Raw genomic sequence first — 19,025 nt, 5'->3', positions numbered from 1 at the left:
TAAAAATTTTTAACTACCAAATTATACTGCCTTAGGATCTAAAGCAATAGCAGGACTCATTGTACTTGATAAGTGAATAGACTTAATATAAGTACCTTTAGCTGCAGTTGGTTTTAATTTAATTAATGTTTGAATAATTTCGTGTGCATTGTCATAGATTTTATCAGCATCAAAAGATACTTTACCAATACCTGCATGCACAATACCAGTTTTATCAACTTTAAAGTCAATTTTACCAGACTTTACTTCTTGAACAGCTTTAGCAACATCCATAGTTACTGTACCTGTTTTAGGGTTTGGCATTAAACCTCTTGGCCCTAAAATACGTCCTAAAGGTCCTAATTTACCCATAACAGCAGGCATTGTAATAATTACATCAACATCTGTCCAACCATCTTTAATTTTTTGAAGATAGTCATCTAATCCAACATGGTCTGCACCAGCTGCTTTAGCTTCTTCTTCTTTATCTGGAGTAACTAAAGCTAACACACGAACATCTTTACCTGTTCCGTGAGGTAATGTTACTACTCCTCTTACCATTTGGTTCGCTTTTCTTGGGTCTACACCTAAACGAACTGCAATATCTACAGACTCATCAAATTTTGCAGAAGAAACAACTTTAATTAATGCAGCAGCATCTTTTAAAGTATATTGTTTATTCTTTTCAATTTTTGAAGCAGCCTCTTTTTGTTTTTTTGTCAATTTTGCCATGTTAATTCTCTTTTAACGATTAAAAAGGAGCGTCTCCTGAAACTGTTATACCCATAGATCTAGCTGTTCCAGCAACCATACTCATCGCTTTTTCGATTGTAAAAGCATTTAAATCTGGCATCTTGTCTTCAGCAATAGCTTTGATTTGATCCCAAGTAACACTTGCTACTTTTTTACGATTTGGTTCTCCTGAACCTGACTTAACTTTTGCTGCTTCTAAAATTTGAATTGCAGCAGGTGGCGTTTTAACAACAAAGTCAAAAGACTTGTCTTTATACACAGTAATTTGTACTGGTAAAACTTTGCCAGGTTTATCTTGAGTTCTAGCATTAAATTGCTTACAGAACTCCATGATGTTAACCCCAGCAGCCCCCAAAGCAGGTCCAACCGGTGGCGATGGATTCGCAGCACCTCCCTTAACTTGTAGTTTAACTACTTTACTAACTTCTTTTGCCATTTTTAAAAAAATTTAGCACATCTATCAATTGGAAGCGATTGATGTGATTTATATATGTAACTTATTATATTTTCTCAACTTGCATAAAACTTAATTCTAATGGTGTTTTTCTTCCAAAAATCTTCACCATTACTTCAAGCTTACGTTTCTCTTCGTTAACCTTTTCAATAGAACCATTAAAACCATTAAAAGGCCCATCTATCACCTTTACGGTCTCTCCAACAGAAAATGGAATCGCTATATTATCAACTTTAACAGATAATTCGTCAACCTTACCTAACATTCTATTCACTTCTGACATTCTTAAAGGAACTGGCTCCCCTCCTTTAGTCTCCCCTAAAAAACCAATAACACCTGGTATAGATTTAATAATATGAGGAACTTCTCCTGTAAGATTAGCCTCAACCATAATATAGCCAGGAAAATATACTTTTTCCTTAGCTGTTTTTTTTCCATCTCTAATTTGAACCACTTTTTCAGTAGGAACCAAAACCTGAGAAACATAATCAGACATTCCTAATCTTAGTGTTTCAGATTCAATATAAGCTTTAACTTTATTTTCTTGACCACTTACCGCTCTTACAACATACCACTTTTTAACATTATTATCTGCCATGATACTATTTTAGCAAGTTAAAAAAGCCTTCAAGAGCCTTAACAAATAATTCATCTACACCAAAAGTCAAAAGGGCAAAAATCACTGAAAACAAAGCCACTATAATTGTTAGACGTTGCACTTCAGCCCATTCTGGCCAAGTTACGTTAGATTTCAATTCTTGAAATGCTTCTGAAATATAATTAACAAAATTCGCCATTACTTTATATGATTTGCACGGGCGGAGGGATTCGAACCCCCATCAATGGTTTTGGAGACCACTATACTAGCCCTTGTACTACGCCCGTTTATTATAAGCCAGTTGAAAACAATCAACTGGCTATTTATTTATTTATAGACTTAAAATTAATTAGTCTAAGATTTCAGTTACCTGACCAGCACCAACTGTTCTACCACCTTCACGAACCGCGAAACGTAATCCAACAGATAATGCAATAGCGCTTAATAATTTAACTTCAATAGTTAAGTTATCACCTGGCATAACCATCTCTACACCAGCTGGCAAAGTAATAGTACCTGTAACATCAGTTGTACGTACATAAAACTGAGGACGGTAGTTATTATGGAATGGAGTATGACGTCCACCCTCTTCTTTTTTCAAGATATACACCTCTGCTTTGAAATGAGCATGTGGCTTAACAGATCCCGGTTTAACAATAACCATTCCTCTTTTAATATCTTCTTTAGCAATACCTCTCAACAAGATACCCGCGTTATCTCCAGCCTCACCTCTATCAAGGATCTGACGAAACATCTCAATACCTGTAATAGTTGATGTTAATTTCTCAGCACCCATACCAACGATCTCAACTGGATCTCCTGTATTAGCAATACCAGTTTCGATACGACCTGTAGCAACAGTTCCACGACCTGTAATTGTAAATACATCTTCAACTGGCATCAAGAATGGCTTATCAACATCACGAGCTGGTAATTCAATCCAGTTATCAACAGCTTCCATTAAAGCCAATACTGTATCAACCCATTTTTGCTCTCCGTTTAATGCTCCTAAAGCTGAACCTTGGATAACTGGACCATTATCCCCATCATACTGATAGAAAGACAATAAATCTCTAATCTCCATTTCAACAAGCTCTAATAACTCAGCATCATCAACCATATCAACTTTGTTCATGAAAACAACCATTCTTGGAACACCTACTTGGCGACCTAAAAGGATGTGCTCACGAGTTTGTGGCATAGGACCATCAGTAGCAGCAACCACCAAGATAGCTCCATCCATTTGCGCAGCTCCAGTAACCATGTTCTTAACGTAATCCGCGTGACCTGGACAGTCAACGTGAGCATAGTGACGGTTTGCTGTAGCATATTCTACGTGAGAAGTATTAATTGTAATACCTCTTTCTTTTTCTTCTGGTGCATTATCAATTTGATCAAACGATTTTGCTTCAGAATAACCAGCATCTGATAACACTTTAGTTATTGCAGCAGTTAAAGTTGTCTTACCGTGATCTACGTGTCCAATAGTACCAATGTTTAAGTGTGGTTTGGAACGATCAAAATTTCCTTTTGCCATGATTTAATAATTTAATCTTAGTTATATATTAGTGTTCAAAAATTATAACATTTCCAGAGCCAATGACGGGATTTGAACCCGTGACCTCTTCCTTACCAAGGAAGCACTCTACCCCTGAGCTACACCGGCTTACATCTGTCATCAACAGGAATGTTAGTGGGGAGAGCAGGATTCGAACCTGCGAAGGTTTCCCAGCAGATTTACAGTCTGCCCTCGTTGGCCGCTTGAGTATCTCCCCTATCTTTTTTATTATCAGTTACTTATCTTTTTCGAGCCGATGGAGGGACTCGAACCCACGACCTGCTGATTACAAATCAGCTGCTCTAGCCAGCTGAGCTACACCGGCAACTACAATAAAAAAGCCCGCTATTTCTAACGGACTGCAAATGTATATAATTTATTTTTTATTCAAAACTTTTTTTATCTTTTTTTTTCTTTAAACATGTGCTCTTATTTTTTCCTTATACTTTACCAAAATTCTTTCTAATGATTCTTCGGAAAGATCTACCGCCTCTTCAAAGGTTTTACACGTTTTTTTAACCATAAATTCATCTCCAGGAACATGAATTTTAATTTCTACTGTTTTATTTTCCTTATCACTCGTATTCTCAAGTTTTAAAAATACTTCTGAAGAAATCACTTTGTCGAAATACTTTTCCAATTTATCTAATCGCTCTTGAATAAAGTTGATTAATTTTTTATCAACATTAAAGTTAACTGCCTGAACATTTACTTTCATACTTTTTAAAATTACTTAGGTTAGACAAGCGAATTATTTTTGGTTTCTAGGATGCGCATTTTGATACACATTCTTTAACTCTGCGAGGCTACTATGAGTATAAATCTGTGTAGATGACAAACTAGCATGACCTAATAATTCTTTTACTGAATTTAAATCGGCTCCATTATTTAGCAAATGAGTTGCAAATGAATGCCTAAGAACGTGAGGACTCTTTTTTACTTTAAGAGACACACTACTAAAGTAATCATTAATTAAACGATAGACAAATGATTCACTAATTTTATTTGCTGCTTTTGACAAAATTAACACATCTGAATTTTGCCCTCCTAATTTTTCCAAACGTAAACCCAAATACTCTTTAAGTAAATCATTGGTACAAGCCAATAAAGGAATAATTCTTTCTTTATTTCTTTTCCCTAAAACTTTTAACGTTTTATTTGAAAAATCAATATTAGAAACCTTTAAATTTATCAATTCAGCCCTTCTAATACCTGTTGCGTAAAACAACTCTATAATTAATTGATTTCGCAACCCTTCAAAATCCTTAACAAATTGATGCATCTCAAAAACATTTTCAATTTCTTTCTCAGAAAATGGAATTTGTACTTTCTTTGGTGTCTTTAAAGACTTATGTTTCAACAATGGATTTACTTGAATAACTTTTATTTTAAGCAAAAACTTGTAAAAAGACTTTAGGGAAGCCATCTTTCTATTGATTGATTGATTTGAAATATCATTTTCAACCAAATAAACAATCCAACTTCTTATTAAGGAATATACAACACTTTCTAAAGACACGCTATCATGCTGATCTTTTAAAAACTGTTGAAAAGACAAAATATCCGCAAAATAAGCATTAACCGTAAGAATTGAATATTTTTTCTCTTTCAGTAAATAATCCTGATATGCTTGCAAATTTGTAGTCATAAAAAAAACCGTTAGAAACAAAGTTACACTTTATTATCTAACGGTTTTATATTTTGAATTCAAAATATTAAGACTCTAATGAATCTTTTAATCTTTGAATATAAGCTGCTTTTTGAACTTGAGCTCTTTTAACGATTGACGGTTTGTGAAAAGCTTGTCTAGCTCTTAACTGACGAACTGTTCCAGTTTTATCAAATTTTCTTTTATAACGTTTTAACGCTTTATCGATATTTTCTCCGTCTTTAATTGGTATAATTAACATAATTTAGGCACCCCCTTTCATTTAGACTGCAAAAGTAAAAATTTATTTTTAATATCAAATACTTTTTTTAAATATTTAAATCTATTTGAGTAGCCCTGAAGGCAATGACATCCTTTTCTAGTTGGTTATGGTATAATTTGTTATAAAAAAAAGCGACCAGAGGAAGCTCATTTTTTTATTAGAAATTGTAATAACCTATAGAAAAGATACAATGGACTGCAGGAATTGCTTCAAAAAAAATAAAAAGTTATTCAAAAAAATATTTATTCTACTGCTGGTTTATAGTTCTTATTGTCAATAATCATTTTAGAAAGAATTTCTTTAAGAATCTCAGAAGTTCCTCCACCTATAGGACCTAAACGACTATCTCTAAATAAACGTGCCAGCGGATACTCTTCCATATAGCCATAACCTCCAAGCATTTGTAAGCAACTATAAATAGCTTCGTCTGCTACTTTAGTTGATTTCAGTTTAGCCATAGTTGCTTCTTTTACCACATACTCACCTTTGTCCAAACATGCAACAGCCTCATAATTAAAGACTTTGCAATGCTCCACATCGGTTGCATGTTCTACTAATTTATGTCTTAACGCTTGAAATTTATCTATAGTTTTCCCAAACGCTTCTCTTTGCGACATATATTCTATTGTGTAATCGATAGCATATTCTGCTCTTGCATGAGCATTAATAGCCATTACTAATCTTTCCAAAGCAAAATGTTGCATGATATAAGGAAAACCTTTTCCTTCTTCTCCCATTAAATTTTCCGCAGGAATTACCACATTATCAAATGAAATTTCTGCAGTATCTGAAGCTCTCCATCCCAACTTATCTAGTTTTATAGCGGTTACTCCAGGTGTATTTGTTTCAATTAGAAAGATACTTATTCCCTTGTTGCCAAGTTCTGGATTTGTTTTTGCAGCCACCACATAATAGTCTGCATAAACTCCATTTGTAATGAATGTTTTAGAGCCATTGATAACATACTGATTGTCTTTTTTTACAGCTGTAGTACGCATTCCTGCCACATCACTACCTCCGAAAGGTTCTGTAATACATAACGCACCTATTTTATCTCCTGAAATACTAGGTACTAAAAAATCTTGTTTTATTTGTTCGCTAGCTTCTGCATTTAAATGTGTCATGGCTAAATAAGAATGAGCCCACATAGCTGCTGCAAAACCAGCTGATTTTATTTTTTGCAATTCTTCTAAAAAGATTACAGTATAAAATAGATCTAAATTGAGTCCACCATAAGCTTCTGGATATTTTAAACCAAAGAAACCCATTTCACCGAATTTTTTCCAAATGAAACGTTCAACTGTTCCTGTTTTTTCCCATTTTTCAATATGAGGCACGACTTCTTTTTGTAGAAAATCCCTAAAACTTGATCTAAATAATTGATGTTCTTCTGTGAAGTATTTTGAATTCATAAATCTGCAACTGACTTGTTTAAATTGAGTTATTTTTTTTAGAATTCCAAATATAAGGCGATTATTTTTAATTTTTCTAAAGGACAGCTGTTAATTTTTGCCAAATCATCAATATTTTGTAAAACGCCGTTCATACTTCTATAAGTAATAATTTCTTTTGAAAAGGCATAATTAAAATAAGGAAATTTAACCAATTCTTTTACTGATGCTGTATTGATATTTATTTTAGTAACCACAACGTTTGATTGCACAAAGAATCGCTGTTTACATTCTTGAAAAACTTCAGGAGAAACTCCCCAAACAAAGGCTAATTGCTCTATTGAAGCAAACGACCCAAATTTTTCCTTTTCTTTTAAAATTATATCTGAAATTTTATCTCCTATACCATATACTTTCATTAAATCTTCTTTGGTTGCTAGATTTAAATCAATAGGGATTATTTTCTCTTTTTCTTTTTTTACGAATGTTTCAAAAGATTTTTGTTTTTTATTAGCAGTTACCCATTCTGGAAATTGAAACAAAGGTGCCATTTTTTGTAACAATTCATTTGAAACTTGAGTAACTTCTTGAAACTCCTTAACAGAATTTACAAATTTCCCTTCTTTTCTATAGGCATGTAATCGATCTATTTCTGTAATAGACATTCCCAACATATAGCCTTTGTAATCTGAAATAAAATTTGGGTTGAACTTTTTAGGAATAGCAACTGTCTCTTCCTTTACATTTTTTAAACTATCAATCTTCTTTTGAATTAAAAGACACTCCTTATCTTCTTTTATAGTATTTTGAAAAAAGAAATTATTTGTTTTTATAACAAAATAAAAAAATTGTACAACTATAATTAATAGAAACAATAAAAAAATCCCACTTCTATGTTCTTTCGAAAATAGGAAGTAGGATTTTAATGTCTTTATTTGCTTTTTCAAAACAAATGTATTGAATGTAATTCTTAAAGAAACTGAACAACTACTCTTCTGATTGTCTCACCAATTCATCATCGTTTTCACTATATGAATCTGGCTCTTGCTTTGGAGGAATTGTTAATACTTTATAGAAAAAATAACTAGCAAAAGAAATTACTATTCCTTGTGTTGCTATCATTGTAATTAATGCTTCTGTATTCATTTTTTTCTTTTTTAAAAATTATAAGGTTGCTCTTCCTTCTCTTCTTCTTTTCTGGAAAGCTAAGTATACCAATAAAGAAATAAACACAAACAAACCTACAAGTAACAAACGAGCAATATTTAAATAGAACATTTTATCTTCTAATCCTGCTATGATTGTTGGATCTGTTGCTGCTGCTATTTGCTCTTTAATCCCAGCATGAAATATTGTTTTTATAATTGAACCATTATCTAAAGCCCATCCATTTCCAGAGAAGAAACTAGAAACATTTCCTGACCAATCATTATTTAAAGGCTTAAATAACGAACCTAAAAAGATAATAATTAACATAATAGGAGTGATAAACTTAATGATAAACTTATATACATTTGGCACACGTATATCTGCGCCACTGGTAATTTCTTTCCATCCTTTGTTCATACCAAAAATCCAAGAAAACAGAATGGTTTCTAACATTGCAAAGACAACTAAACTTACTGTTCCTGCCCAATAATCATACTCATCAAATACACCTTCTTGAAAAAATATTACTGTTGGTAATCCAAGAATTAAAGCCATCAATCCAAACGACCAAGCTCCTTTATTTTTACCCCATCCAAATTCATCTTTCATAAAGCCCATCCATGGTGTTCCCATAGCCAAAGAAGAAGTAATTCCGGCAAAGAACAATAATCCAAACCAAAATAATCCTGCAAAAATAGCCAACGTACTACCCCATTGTTGAAACAGATAAGGCATGGTTTGAAAAGCCATTCCAAAACCTGCGTTTTGTATTACCCAATCTAATCCTAAATATCCAGCAGCAATAGGAATAACAATTAAGCTTCCTAAAACCACTTCAACAAACTCATTCATGAATCCTGCAGAAACCGCATTTAAAGCAATATCGTCTTTACTTTTCAGATAAGAAGCATAACAATGAATAGTTCCCATACCTACAGAAAGTGTAAAGAAGATTTGGCCCGCAGCTGCCATCCATACTTTTAAATCCAAAATCGACTCATATTGTGGAGTCCATAAAAAGTTTAATCCATCCCATGCATTGGCGTCAGGAAAAATATCTGAAGCCCCACTTGTCCCTAAGGTTAATCCTCTTACAGCCAAAATAGCACCGAAGAAAATCAATAATGGCATCCCTATTTTTGCAACTTTCTCAATACCTCCTAAACCTTTAGAAAGTATAAAAGTGTTTAATAGCAAACAAACTATATAAAAAACCACCGCTTCATAAGGAATTCCAGTAGTTGAATGTGCTACATCAACATAACCATTAAAGAAATTAGCCACATCTGCCTGACTCATACCGTTAAATGTTCCTGTAACTGAATGATACACATATGACATTGTCCAAGACTCAATATAACAATAATAAGCAGCTACAGCAATATTGGTAAAAATTCCAAAAACACCTATGTATTTTAGAATTCTACCTTTTACCATTGAATCTAAAATATAAGGTGTACTATGATTTCCAAATTTACCTCCAAAACGTCCTGAAGACCATTCTATATACAATAACGGAATACCCATTACTAAAAAGCAAACTAAATAAGGAATAATAAATGCTCCACCTCCATTTTGAACAGCTTGTACAGGAAAACGAAGGAAATTTCCTAATCCTACTGCATTACCTGCCATTGCTAATATGAGTCCTACTCTAGAACCCCATGATTCTGATTTTGTTGACATATTTTTTTATTGGTTGTTAATTTTCCAAAGATAAGAAAAGTATCCAAAAAACAAAGAAAAGTTAAACCTTTGGCTTTCAGTACTTACAAATCAAAGACCGAAGAACGTTTTGTGTAGATCATGTCTTTTAACTTTAATAAAAAAGCTAAAGTAAGATAAAAACCAAATCCTAAACCAGCTGTAACAAAGGAAATATAAATGAAAAACAATCTCACGTTTGTAGCCCTCATTCCTAATTTATCTGCTAATCTAGTTGCCACAAAGAACCCGTGTTTTTCGAAAAAGTGTAGTATTTTATACATTTTACTTTAATAATTTATTCAAATATAATTAATTCTTAATTAAATCTATTCCAATATGACAGTTCAAACATCTATTGGTATCACAATACTGTTTCTTTAATTGTAGTAAACTTTGAGAATGTAAGCTTGTTTTTGAAATTATTCCAAAATGTTCAAACTTTTGAATAATGCTATTTTTTTCAGGTCGTAACTGCCTGATTAATCTTAGAATTTTTTCTGTATTATCCTTCCCCAAGTAATTAGCATATGCAAATTGAATCGGAATTATTGCATTAATAACTAATAAATCTACAAATTCTTTAGTAATTTTCTTTTTCCTAATAGCACTTTCTTTATCAAAATTATAATGATAATCCCAATAAGAACTAGCTGTTACATTAAATAGCTTGTAAAAATCAGTACTTTCATTAAGAGCAATACAGGTGTCGAAAAGATTAGGCACCTCATTATACAAAGCCGCTAATTGAGACAATCTTATCGTAGGAAAATTGTCTGGACGAAGCTTATAAAACTGTAGCGGTTCAAAAACAGCAATTTTTAATTGATACTTTTCTCGTAGCAACTGCCACTTAAAATACAAAACCTCAAAATAAGTATCTTCATGTTTTTTCTCTAAAAGATGTGTCATTCCATAAAAAATAGCTTCTAAATTTTCTTCATTAAATAATTCTTTTCTTATGATAGTAAAAGGAATTGCTTTTGCCATTTTTAAGAATATTTCTGCGTTTGTATTTAATCCAAAATTTTTCGCTAACAAACAAAATAAAACGCTATCCCAATCGTTTTTGGTTTCCTGTAGCAAATCAACAATTAGTTTCGTTTTATCTTCTATTCTTTCTAAAAAAAGACGTTCTAACCAATTTTCTAATAAAAATGAATCTACTTCTCTAATTTGATTTTCACAATTAATCCATGATTTTGACTCCAATAATTTATTATAATTAATATAATCGCTAGAATTAACATATTTTTTTAATTCTAAAACTGGAATTTCAGAGTTATCTTTTCGATAGACCTCTACGTCAAATTCCCAAACGACATGTAAAATAACATTGTCATAATTTCTATCCTTTTCATGATGATGCAAATACCAATCGGAAGATTTAATATGAATTTCAATATTTCCAGCCCATCTTTGGTTGTCTATAATAAGTTGCGCATTGAAAAAATCGGGCCCAGCAGTTTGTAAATAATGCCCAAAATGGAGAATTTCGAGTTTTTCTCCTTTAGTTGTTTTTAATTGATTTACATTTAGTTTTTTGTATAACCAAACGTAATGCAAGAAGTCTTCTTTCATTGATATGGCGTGTAATTTTATTTTTTTGGCGTATAGAAAGTACAAATATATATAAAAAACAAAAACCTGCAAATCATAGCTTTACAGGTTTTTTGTTTTAGATATTAAAATTTTATTTAATTGAACTAATTACATCATGTTTGGTTATAATGTGATATTTACCATTTTCAAGTTCAACTAAAACAGCTTGATTATCTTTATTAATTAATTTAGACACTTCTTCTACTGGGGTAGTGGCTTTTACAATCGGAAAGGCTTTTCCCATAACATCTTTTATTGGTTTTTCAGCGATGTTTTTATCTTCTATATAACTTCTAAACAAATCCGTTTCATCTAAGCTACCCACGAAACCTGTTGTATCTACTACAGGAATTTGTGATATTTTATATTTTTTTAATCTTTCGATGGCATGAGAAACTAATTCTTCTGTACGCACCACTACTAATGGCTTGTCTTGATGTTCTTTTATTAAATCAATAGCTTTGGTTACCTCTTCTTCTAAGAATCCTCTTTCACGCATCCAATCATCGTTAAACATTTTTCCTACATATCTACTACCAGAATCATGAAACAATACCACAACGACATCTTCTGGTTTAAAGTGTTCTTTTAATTGGAGTACTCCTTTTATCGCTGCACCAGCAGAATTACCCACAAAAATACCTTCTTCTAGAGCTAATTTACGGGTGTAAACCGCAGCATCTTTATCGGTTACTTTTGTAAAACCATCAATTAAAGAAAAATCAACATTTTTTGGCAAGATATCTTCTCCTATTCCTTCAGTAATATAAGAGTAAATTTCGTTTTCATCAAAAATCCCAGTTTCATGGTATTTTTTAAATACTGAACCATACGTATCAACTCCCCAAATTTTAACATTAGGATTCTTTTCTTTTAAATATTTTGCTACACCTGAAATAGTTCCTCCAGTCCCTACACCAACAACAAAATGAGTAATTTTACCATCTGTTTGTTCCCAAATTTCCGGTGCTGTTTGTTCATAATGCGCAATAGCATTGCTAGGATTATCATATTGGTTTACATACCAAGCATTTTCAGTTTCTGTGGCTAAACGTTTCGAAACAGAATAATACGAACGAGGATCTGTAGGCTCTACATCAGTAGGACAAACTACTACTTTTGCTCCAACTGCTCTTAAAATATCCATTTTTTCTTTGGATTGTTTGTCAGAAATAACACATATTAATTTATATCCTTTTACAATAGCAGCTAAAGCAAGTCCCATTCCTGTATTTCCTGAAGTTCCTTCAATAATTGTCCCGCCTGGTTTTAATCTTCCATCTGCTTCAGCATCTTCAATCATTTTTACTGCCATTCTATCTTTTACAGAATTTCCAGGATTAAATGTTTCCACTTTAGCCAATACTAAAGCCTCTATTTCTTGTGTTAACTTATTGATTTTTACTAATGGTGTGTTTCCAATAGTTTCTAGTATGTTTTTTGCAAATTTCATTTTATAATTGAAAAAAATTGTTAGCAAAGATAGTGTGAATATTACGAATACAAAAATGAAAATGAATGGCTTATTAACCCTGATGGAAGTGATAGCTTTTTAAACTTGTTTAAGAACTATAACAAACAGCAGGTGTAAGGATTACAAGAACACCCAAACCTTTCGTTTCCTCTAACTAAAGAAATTCCATACAATTCCAAAACGCACAATAAAATCGCGATATGGATAATTAGGAGCTGAATAAAAATTATAGCCTGTCATGGATGAATTAAAATGTTCTGCTTTTAGAAATAACCTAGCTTGACGTACTTTGGCATTAATAAAAAAATCAAACATTGGAAAGCCTCCTATTTTTCTTTCATTTTGAACATAAAATTCTCCTAAAAGTGGGTTATAATCATTGGCATAATACTTTGTGAAATAATTAAACACAATTCCAGTTTGTAAAAACATCGCTTTTTTGAAAACATGCTCTGAAAAATAAAGTGAATTTCGTGTTACAAATTGTGGTACATTTAAAGTATTATCTGCATTCACCACATTTTGATATAAAACGGTATTATCTAATCCAAATTTCCAAAATTTAATGTCCTTTGAAGCTTTAACAGAAGTATACGTTATTGTATTAGGGTTTTGAAATGGTTTTACTGTCAATTTTGTAATGTCGTTTGTTATGTTATCAAAATACAGATAATCATTTAATATGGTGTACTGTGCTTCAAGGTTTATCCATTTGGTATTAGCTAATAATTGAAACTGGTTTCTTTTTTCATTATTAAAATGGTTTGACCAATTATAATCAACATACCCACTTTGATATAAGGTATAATTTAAATTGGGCAATGTATTTAATTTTTGATACTGAAATTGAAATTGATAATCCTCGTTCAATTTGTAGTTTAAGGTTGCCTGTATATTTGAAACAGACTGATTTGTAATTGCATTAGAAACTAAAAGATTAGCTTTAAAATTCGAACCAAAATAAGTATAATTCCCACCTAAAGAATTGATTCTATCATTAATCGCATTGGGCACCAAAGTATTGCCTGATCCGTCAAAAACCAAACTTTTATAAAAATAATTATACGCATTATCATCTACAAAAAAACTCATTTCCCCATAGTTTTTAGTTGTAAAACCAACTCCTACTTTATTGTACAAATGATTATATCTCGTTTTATTATTGATTCCTACAGAATAAGAATCACCAAATCTTTCACTTATTGTTTTTTGTTCAAAATTGAAGAATTTATATTCGTGATTAAACTGATGATAAAAAATTAAACTATTTGGATTTTCTTTATTTAATTTAAATGAGTGATCTATAAAAAAACGGTTTCCTTTTAATAATGAAGTGGCATCATTATAATAAACATCTAAACGTTCTCTTTCATTAAAAGGCGGTTCACTTAACTCAAAAACAGCAGTATCTATAATACCTCCATTTTCCTGATTCATAATGTCTTGACCCGCGAAATGAGCATTAAGAATATACCTTTTATCTTTGGTAAAATAACTCGTTGTAAATCTAAAATTTCCAGAACTTGAAATATTATTAATATATTTTCCAATAGAGCGCAATCCTTTATAAGCTATAGAAAAATTGAGATTTGGTTTTGTATTTACAGTTAAAAAGGCATCTAATGATTGTCCTTGTTCCATAACCGTTTTAAAGTATAAATCGCTTAAGGGAGTGGGTACATTATAATATTTAATATCATTAACTTCTAAATAATTAAAATGCTTTCCTGTAAATCCCATATTTGGCATTACATTCTTTTTAACTAGAGAATATTGCAATGTATTATAAGTATGTCCTTCATTTGCAAAAGGTAATAATCCAAAAATATCTTTTCGCAACAAATTGAATTTATATTCTTTTTGAATCGAAAGCGTAGTATCTAAATAAGTTGTATCTTTTTGTAATGTATATATTTTATATAGATCTATAGGTGGTTTTTCTACTTTAGTTTTTTTCTCAGGGTTAAAAACTCTAGTAGAATCTGCTACACCACCTTCTAAACTACTTGCTCTTTTTTGAGAATAAGCTGAAAATACAATTAAAAATAAAGAAATTATCAGATTTTTTTTCATTACAAATAAATATGAGCAAATGTAAAAGAAAATTAGGGAATAAAAAAAGACCTACAATAATGTAGGTCTTAAATATTTTATAAAATTTATTAAATATTTATTTCTTAATAAACTTTTTAAGGATTTGTTTTCCTTCTGACATAATTTTCACATAATAAATCCCTTTAGACAAATCTTCAATATTGATAGAAACAAAATCAATGCTTTTTAATGAATAATTATCTTTAACAATTCTTCCTTGACTATCATAAATACTATAAGAACTAATCAATTTATTATTAGTTGCAATATTTAATATGTCATTTGCAGGAACTGGATACAAAGCAAATTTATCACTTTCTTCAAAAGTTTTATCGCTCAAAACAGCTGAATTAAAACCAGAAGCAATTAAACTAAAATTTTGAGCTCCAGAATTTAAAGTTCCTTTATGTGTAACGCGAATTGTATAAACACCCAAAGCGTTATCCACTTCTACCTTTTCAACATTATCTACTGTGTTATCCCCTTTTATTGCTGCAGCCGATACGTCTGACAATTGTAATTTCCAAGGCATATTAATCTCCGCTCCTTTAATAATTCTAATATCTAAATCGTTCACTAAAGCAGGAGTTGGAGAATTTAATTGATTATCTTTAGCAACGCCTACAGGATCCAACCAACAAATAGTAGCCTCGAGTTTTTGAGTTGTTGATACATTGACGTCTATTTCAAATGTTTCTCCTTGATTAAGAGTAACTTCAGAAAGAATTGCTGTAGGAACTGCATCATTTGCATTTTGCATTAATATAGCTGCATTTTTAGCATCTAAAAGTCCCCAACCAAATTTAGGATCTGGCCCAACTGAACCTCCATTTCTAGCTGTATGACAAACTAATCCTTTAATAGTAGAAGACCTCATGAAAGAACCATGTAAATCATTATAATATTCTTGTAATAATAATAAAGAACCTGCCACATTTGGTGATGCCATAGAAGTACCAGTTAATGTAGCATAAGAAGTGGCATTAGTATTATAAGAAGAATACACATTTGTACCATCTCCAGTAATATCTGGTTTAATTCGACCATCATCTGAAGGTCCTTGACTGCTCGAAGCATTAATAGGGACAGAAAGTAAAATTCCTGTAGTAGGACTAACAAAAGGATTTGCATTTGCAACTACTAAATTATTTTTAGAATTTTTCTCCCCTGTAAGTTTATCATAACCTTCAGCTAAACCACCAGAATAAGAATCTGCACCCGAGTTACCAGCAGATGTAACCATTAAATAATAAGGTGCATCAAATGCCACTTGATCCCAATCTCTAGCATCAGAATTATAACATCCCATCATCCAAACTGGAGCATTTAGGTTACCTTCATCATCTAACACTGGAACACCGTAAGAATGATTAGAAAGTAATAACGCATTATTTGTAATTTCTGATACCACTTCAGAGATATCAGAAGTCCAGTTATAAGAAACCAAATTTGCTTTTGGAGCCATACCTTTTGCATTAACATCAATTCCTTTTGCTATTAAAGTTCCAGCAACATGTGTTGCATGAGAATCGTTTGGTGGATTAGGTAAAGGAGTTTCAGGAGTAGTTACTCTAGTTACAGGCACAGCTTGATCATCTTTAAATTCTACATGATCGACTCTTACAAGACCACCGTCCCAAATACCTAAAAGCATATTTTCACCTTCTAAGTTCAGCCCAAGATCACCTCCTGGTAGTAATGATTTTGTTCTAGTGGCTGCTGCACTATTAACATTATCGGTTGCTACATATATAGGCTTATTATCTATAACATCAACAATTTGATAGAAAACGCCCTCAGAATGAAAAGATTTCTTAGTTAATGGATTATGACTTAAAAACAAATTGATTCTTGATTCTTTATTTTTATCAGATTCAATCAATTTTGTCTTAGTAGCATCTAAGCCTACTAAATTAGATTTATTAATAATTATTTCCTTTTGATCTAATGATTGAGAAAAACCAGTAACAGAAATAAATAGTAATGAGTAAAATATTTTTTTCATTTTTAATAACAGTTTAACATAAGTATAAAAAAAGCTGTCTTTCGACAGCTTTTAAAATATATATTTAAGAATATTACTGTAAAGTAAAAGATACTGATTGAGCTGCACCGAAGTTTCCTGAACCTGAACCTAAAACTGTACTTCCTAATTTAATAGTATAAGAACCCGTATTTGTTCCATCAAACATACCATCACCATATACATCTCTCATAGTAAAGGTATAATTACCTGCAGGTAAACAAAAATCTTGAGTAGCTGTTTCTAATCCATCATAATCACCGGCTGCAGTAGAGGCATATAAATTACCGTCCAAATATAAATCCCAATAAGATTCTTCAGGATAATCATCAAAAACTAAACTTAAATTTACTTTATTATCAAGACATTCTTTAACATAAAAAATTGTAGTAGTCTCTGCTGTAATATTACGAACACCGTCACTAGGCCAAACTAAATCGAATACCAATCTTGGTGGATTATTAGCATCAATTGCAAAAGAAAGGTTATCATAGTCAAAAACAATAGTACCTTCTCCAGAATTTGATCCAGCTGGTATAACTATTGAAGTTGGATATGAAATTACATCTCCTGGATCATAAACAGATTCTGTCTCGTTTAAAATAACTTGTAGTGTTCTATTTGATTCTGAAGTTTGAGTTGCAAATACAACTAATTTATATTCAGGATTAGTACTTGGCACATCAAAATTATCAGATTTAAATTTGTATCCATAATTTAAAATAGGATTTGCATTTTCTGTTCCTGCATCATATTCTTCACAATTCACAACTGAAATTGCTATTAAGAATAATGATAAAAGTTTAAATATTTTTTTCATAATAAATTCTTCTTAAAATGGATTATTTTGTGCAATATCTATATTATTATTCATTTCTAAGATAGGTATTTGGAAGATAAATTTAACAGATCCAGCTGGGTAATCTAATAATCCAAATGTAGCATGATTAGTACCTGAATAATTTCTTAACAAACCTTGATTCCATCTTTTCATGTCATAAAAAGCAAAACCTTCTCCCCATAATTCTATTCTTCTATGAGTACGAATCTCATCTAATAAGTTTTGACCAGAATTACTTGACAAAGTATAAGCAGCATCTCTCGTAGATACTAAATTATATAAAGCCTGTCTTGCACCTGCATCATCACCACCTAAAGCTAATGCTTCTGCTTCATTTAAATACATTTCAGCAGCTCTCATGAAAACATAATCTCCTTCAAAATCTGTAAAATCATAGAATTTTAAATTTGCATACTGAGGTATTCCAAAACCATTTCCTGCACTCGCAAACCAATCTTTTCTTTTATCAGTTGCAGATATAGACTCGACTAATCTTTTATCACCGCTTTTGAAAATTTGTAATAAACCTGCATAACCTGGGTTTAAACTTCCAACATTTGAGAAGAAAGAAGCATAGTAAGTTGAAGTATTCGTATTTAAATCAGCACCCCATAACCACTCTGGATTATTGATATTACACATCCCATCCCAGTTAGCATCGTTAAAGTTAATGTTATTTGGATCTAAAGTGTAACCTGTTCTAGCTTCAGCAGCATATTGTGCCGCTAATTGATATTCAGAACTATTAGAAGCATACTCTAAATAATATCTAGAAAGCATTCCAGCTACAACATTCTTATTAAGTTGAACAATAGATGGTCTAGAATACCCATCTAATTCATCATAAGCACTCATTAAGTCACTTATAATCAAAGCTTTAATTTCAGATGTTGGTACTCTTTCAGTTCTAGATGTATTTTCATCATACATAGGAATACCTGTTTCCCCATTACCATAAATTCTAATTAAGTCAAAATAGGCAAAACCTCTAATAGCTTTACATCTTGCTCTTAAGTAACGTAACTCACTTGTTGATGCGTCAGATGGAATTAACTTTAAAGTAGAGTTCATGTTGAAAATAACTTTATAGTAGAATTTCCAAACCATGTCAGTCACCCTATTTGTTTCTTGTCTACCAGTATAACGGTAATAATTACCAAACCAGTGATTAGCCACTTGAACTACATCATTAGACATTTCATCTAATCCAAACTGAATAGATTTTAAACCAAAATCATCATGAATGTTACCATTACCAGCAGTATTGAAATCATTCAAGAAAAAATTATTCCCTGCTTCTAATCCTGATGCTATAGTTAATAAAGCCTCTGGAGAAGATGCAGCTAAACCTTGAAGTTGTTGTTGTGAAACGTCACTTCTTAAATCCTTATCGGTGTAGCTATCTGAACAAGAAGACAACAAACCTACAACGGATATACTTAATAATAAACTAATTCTTTTCATATCTTTTTTT

The 19,025-nt window shown here is 31.6% G+C and carries 19 protein-coding genes and 4 tRNA genes; all 23 read right to left on the bottom strand.

The genetic code is table 11. The features are described 5' to 3' along the window. Positions 1 to 21: 21 nt before the first annotated feature. Positions 22 to 711 (bottom strand): 50S ribosomal protein L1, encoded by a 690-nt coding sequence (rplA, locus tag CX675_RS16915; protein ID WP_130736430.1) that lies wholly within the window; start codon positions 709 to 711, stop codon positions 22 to 24. Between the two features lie 19 nt (positions 712 to 730). Beyond that, entirely contained in the window at positions 731 to 1,168 is a 438-nt protein-coding gene (gene rplK, locus CX675_RS16910; protein ID WP_130736429.1) for a 50S ribosomal protein L11, read from the bottom strand. Positions 1,169 to 1,232: 64 nt separating this feature from the next. After that, positions 1,233 to 1,784: a transcription termination/antitermination protein NusG gene (gene nusG / locus CX675_RS16905; RefSeq protein WP_130736428.1), complete on the bottom strand. Its 552-nt coding sequence runs from the start codon at positions 1,782 to 1,784 to the stop codon at positions 1,233 to 1,235. 4 nt (positions 1,785 to 1,788) lie between these two features. Continuing rightward, a complete protein-coding gene (gene secE, locus CX675_RS16900) occupies positions 1,789 to 1,983 on the bottom strand; it encodes a preprotein translocase subunit SecE (RefSeq protein ID WP_130736427.1) in 195 nt (64 codons plus the stop codon). Between the two features lie 16 nt (positions 1,984 to 1,999). Further along, positions 2,000 to 2,071: transfer RNA gene (locus tag CX675_RS16895), tRNA-Trp, on the bottom strand. A gap of 62 nt (positions 2,072 to 2,133) precedes the next feature. Continuing rightward, positions 2,134 to 3,321 (bottom strand): elongation factor Tu, encoded by a 1,188-nt coding sequence (gene tuf / locus CX675_RS16890; RefSeq protein ID WP_130736426.1) that lies wholly within the window; start codon positions 3,319 to 3,321, stop codon positions 2,134 to 2,136. Between the two features lie 57 nt (positions 3,322 to 3,378). Continuing rightward, positions 3,379 to 3,450 (bottom strand) — tRNA-Thr (locus CX675_RS16885). 28 nt (positions 3,451 to 3,478) lie between these two features. Next, positions 3,479 to 3,559: transfer RNA gene (locus CX675_RS16880), tRNA-Tyr, on the bottom strand. Positions 3,560 to 3,593: 34 nt separating this feature from the next. Beyond that, positions 3,594 to 3,667, bottom strand: a tRNA-Thr gene (locus CX675_RS16875). A gap of 90 nt (positions 3,668 to 3,757) precedes the next feature. Further along, positions 3,758 to 4,060, bottom strand: coding sequence for a ribosome hibernation-promoting factor, HPF/YfiA family (gene hpf / locus CX675_RS16870; protein ID WP_130736425.1), 303 nt, complete (start codon positions 4,058 to 4,060; stop codon positions 3,758 to 3,760). A 33-nt stretch (positions 4,061 to 4,093) separates the two neighbouring features. Then, a complete protein-coding gene (locus CX675_RS16865) occupies positions 4,094 to 4,990 on the bottom strand; it encodes a tyrosine-type recombinase/integrase (RefSeq protein ID WP_130736424.1) in 897 nt (298 codons plus the stop codon). 67 nt (positions 4,991 to 5,057) lie between these two features. Beyond that, on the bottom strand, positions 5,058 to 5,252 hold the full coding sequence (gene rpsU, locus CX675_RS16860; RefSeq protein ID WP_130736423.1) for a 30S ribosomal protein S21: 195 nt from the start codon (positions 5,250 to 5,252) through the stop codon (positions 5,058 to 5,060). Positions 5,253 to 5,515: 263 nt separating this feature from the next. Next, positions 5,516 to 6,685, bottom strand: a complete 1,170-nt coding sequence (locus CX675_RS16855; RefSeq protein WP_130736422.1) for an acyl-CoA dehydrogenase family protein — start codon at positions 6,683 to 6,685, stop codon at positions 5,516 to 5,518. A 38-nt stretch (positions 6,686 to 6,723) separates the two neighbouring features. Further along, positions 6,724 to 7,611: a helix-hairpin-helix domain-containing protein gene (locus CX675_RS16850; protein ID WP_240723676.1), complete on the bottom strand. Its 888-nt coding sequence runs from the start codon at positions 7,609 to 7,611 to the stop codon at positions 6,724 to 6,726. A 40-nt stretch (positions 7,612 to 7,651) separates the two neighbouring features. Further along, positions 7,652 to 7,810 carry a hypothetical protein gene (locus tag CX675_RS19900; RefSeq protein ID WP_165396072.1) on the bottom strand — a complete coding sequence of 53 codons (159 nt, stop codon included), beginning with the start codon at positions 7,808 to 7,810 and terminating at the stop codon, positions 7,652 to 7,654. 18 nt (positions 7,811 to 7,828) lie between these two features. Continuing rightward, positions 7,829 to 9,499, bottom strand: coding sequence for a sodium-dependent transporter (locus tag CX675_RS16845; protein WP_130736421.1), 1,671 nt, complete (start codon positions 9,497 to 9,499; stop codon positions 7,829 to 7,831). Positions 9,500 to 9,582: 83 nt separating this feature from the next. Beyond that, positions 9,583 to 9,801, bottom strand: coding sequence for a PspC domain-containing protein (locus CX675_RS16840; protein ID WP_130736420.1), 219 nt, complete (start codon positions 9,799 to 9,801; stop codon positions 9,583 to 9,585). Between the two features lie 28 nt (positions 9,802 to 9,829). Then, entirely contained in the window at positions 9,830 to 11,098 is a 1,269-nt protein-coding gene (locus tag CX675_RS16835) for a DUF2851 family protein (protein ID WP_130736419.1), read from the bottom strand. Positions 11,099 to 11,210: 112 nt separating this feature from the next. Further along, entirely contained in the window at positions 11,211 to 12,572 is a 1,362-nt protein-coding gene (locus CX675_RS16830) for a pyridoxal-phosphate dependent enzyme (RefSeq protein WP_130736418.1), read from the bottom strand. A 171-nt stretch (positions 12,573 to 12,743) separates the two neighbouring features. After that, entirely contained in the window at positions 12,744 to 14,666 is a 1,923-nt protein-coding gene (locus CX675_RS16825; protein WP_130736417.1) for a putative porin, read from the bottom strand. Between the two features lie 97 nt (positions 14,667 to 14,763). Beyond that, entirely contained in the window at positions 14,764 to 16,692 is a 1,929-nt protein-coding gene (locus CX675_RS16820) for a S8 family serine peptidase (protein ID WP_130736416.1), read from the bottom strand. A gap of 73 nt (positions 16,693 to 16,765) precedes the next feature. Then, positions 16,766 to 17,530 (bottom strand): hypothetical protein, encoded by a 765-nt coding sequence (locus CX675_RS16815; protein ID WP_130736415.1) that lies wholly within the window; start codon positions 17,528 to 17,530, stop codon positions 16,766 to 16,768. A gap of 12 nt (positions 17,531 to 17,542) precedes the next feature. Beyond that, positions 17,543 to 19,015 carry a RagB/SusD family nutrient uptake outer membrane protein gene (locus CX675_RS16810; RefSeq protein WP_130736414.1) on the bottom strand — a complete coding sequence of 491 codons (1,473 nt, stop codon included), beginning with the start codon at positions 19,013 to 19,015 and terminating at the stop codon, positions 17,543 to 17,545. Between the last annotated feature and the right edge of the window lie 10 nt (positions 19,016 to 19,025).

Source organism: Flavobacterium sp. J27 (assembly GCF_004303025.1).
GTDB lineage: Bacteria > Bacteroidota > Bacteroidia > Flavobacteriales > Flavobacteriaceae > Flavobacterium.
Note: the sequence above shows the minus strand (reverse complement) of the source record. Positions and strands in the feature narration are given on the sequence as shown.

What these genes read in the sequence shown, in the direction of transcription:
- CX675_RS16810 (WP_130736414.1), bottom strand. Translation starts at nt 19,015, where the DNA reads ATGAAAAGAATTAGTTTATTATTAAGTATATCCGTTGTAGGTTTGTTG.
- CX675_RS16830 (WP_130736418.1), bottom strand. Translation starts at nt 12,572, where the DNA reads ATGAAATTTGCAAAAAACATACTAGAAACTATTGGAAACACACCATTA.
- CX675_RS16840 (WP_130736420.1), bottom strand. Translation starts at nt 9,801, where the DNA reads ATGTATAAAATACTACACTTTTTCGAAAAACACGGGTTCTTTGTGGCA.
- CX675_RS16825 (WP_130736417.1), bottom strand. Translation starts at nt 14,666, where the DNA reads ATGAAAAAAAATCTGATAATTTCTTTATTTTTAATTGTATTTTCAGCT.
- rplA (WP_130736430.1), bottom strand. Translation starts at nt 711, where the DNA reads ATGGCAAAATTGACAAAAAAACAAAAAGAGGCTGCTTCAAAAATTGAA.
- CX675_RS16835 (WP_130736419.1), bottom strand. Translation starts at nt 11,098, where the DNA reads ATGAAAGAAGACTTCTTGCATTACGTTTGGTTATACAAAAAACTAAAT.
- CX675_RS16845 (WP_130736421.1), bottom strand. Translation starts at nt 9,499, where the DNA reads ATGTCAACAAAATCAGAATCATGGGGTTCTAGAGTAGGACTCATATTA.
- CX675_RS19900 (WP_165396072.1), bottom strand. Translation starts at nt 7,810, where the DNA reads ATGAATACAGAAGCATTAATTACAATGATAGCAACACAAGGAATAGTA.
- secE (WP_130736427.1), bottom strand. Translation starts at nt 1,983, where the DNA reads ATGGCGAATTTTGTTAATTATATTTCAGAAGCATTTCAAGAATTGAAA.
- CX675_RS16820 (WP_130736416.1), bottom strand. Translation starts at nt 16,692, where the DNA reads ATGAAAAAAATATTTTACTCATTACTATTTATTTCTGTTACTGGTTTT.
- CX675_RS16815 (WP_130736415.1), bottom strand. Translation starts at nt 17,530, where the DNA reads ATGAAAAAAATATTTAAACTTTTATCATTATTCTTAATAGCAATTTCA.
- CX675_RS16865 (WP_130736424.1), bottom strand. Translation starts at nt 4,990, where the DNA reads ATGACTACAAATTTGCAAGCATATCAGGATTATTTACTGAAAGAGAAA.
- tuf (WP_130736426.1), bottom strand. Translation starts at nt 3,321, where the DNA reads ATGGCAAAAGGAAATTTTGATCGTTCCAAACCACACTTAAACATTGGT.
- CX675_RS16855 (WP_130736422.1), bottom strand. Translation starts at nt 6,685, where the DNA reads ATGAATTCAAAATACTTCACAGAAGAACATCAATTATTTAGATCAAGT.
- rplK (WP_130736429.1), bottom strand. Translation starts at nt 1,168, where the DNA reads ATGGCAAAAGAAGTTAGTAAAGTAGTTAAACTACAAGTTAAGGGAGGT.
- hpf (WP_130736425.1), bottom strand. Translation starts at nt 4,060, where the DNA reads ATGAAAGTAAATGTTCAGGCAGTTAACTTTAATGTTGATAAAAAATTA.
- nusG (WP_130736428.1), bottom strand. Translation starts at nt 1,784, where the DNA reads ATGGCAGATAATAATGTTAAAAAGTGGTATGTTGTAAGAGCGGTAAGT.
- rpsU (WP_130736423.1), bottom strand. Translation starts at nt 5,252, where the DNA reads ATGTTAATTATACCAATTAAAGACGGAGAAAATATCGATAAAGCGTTA.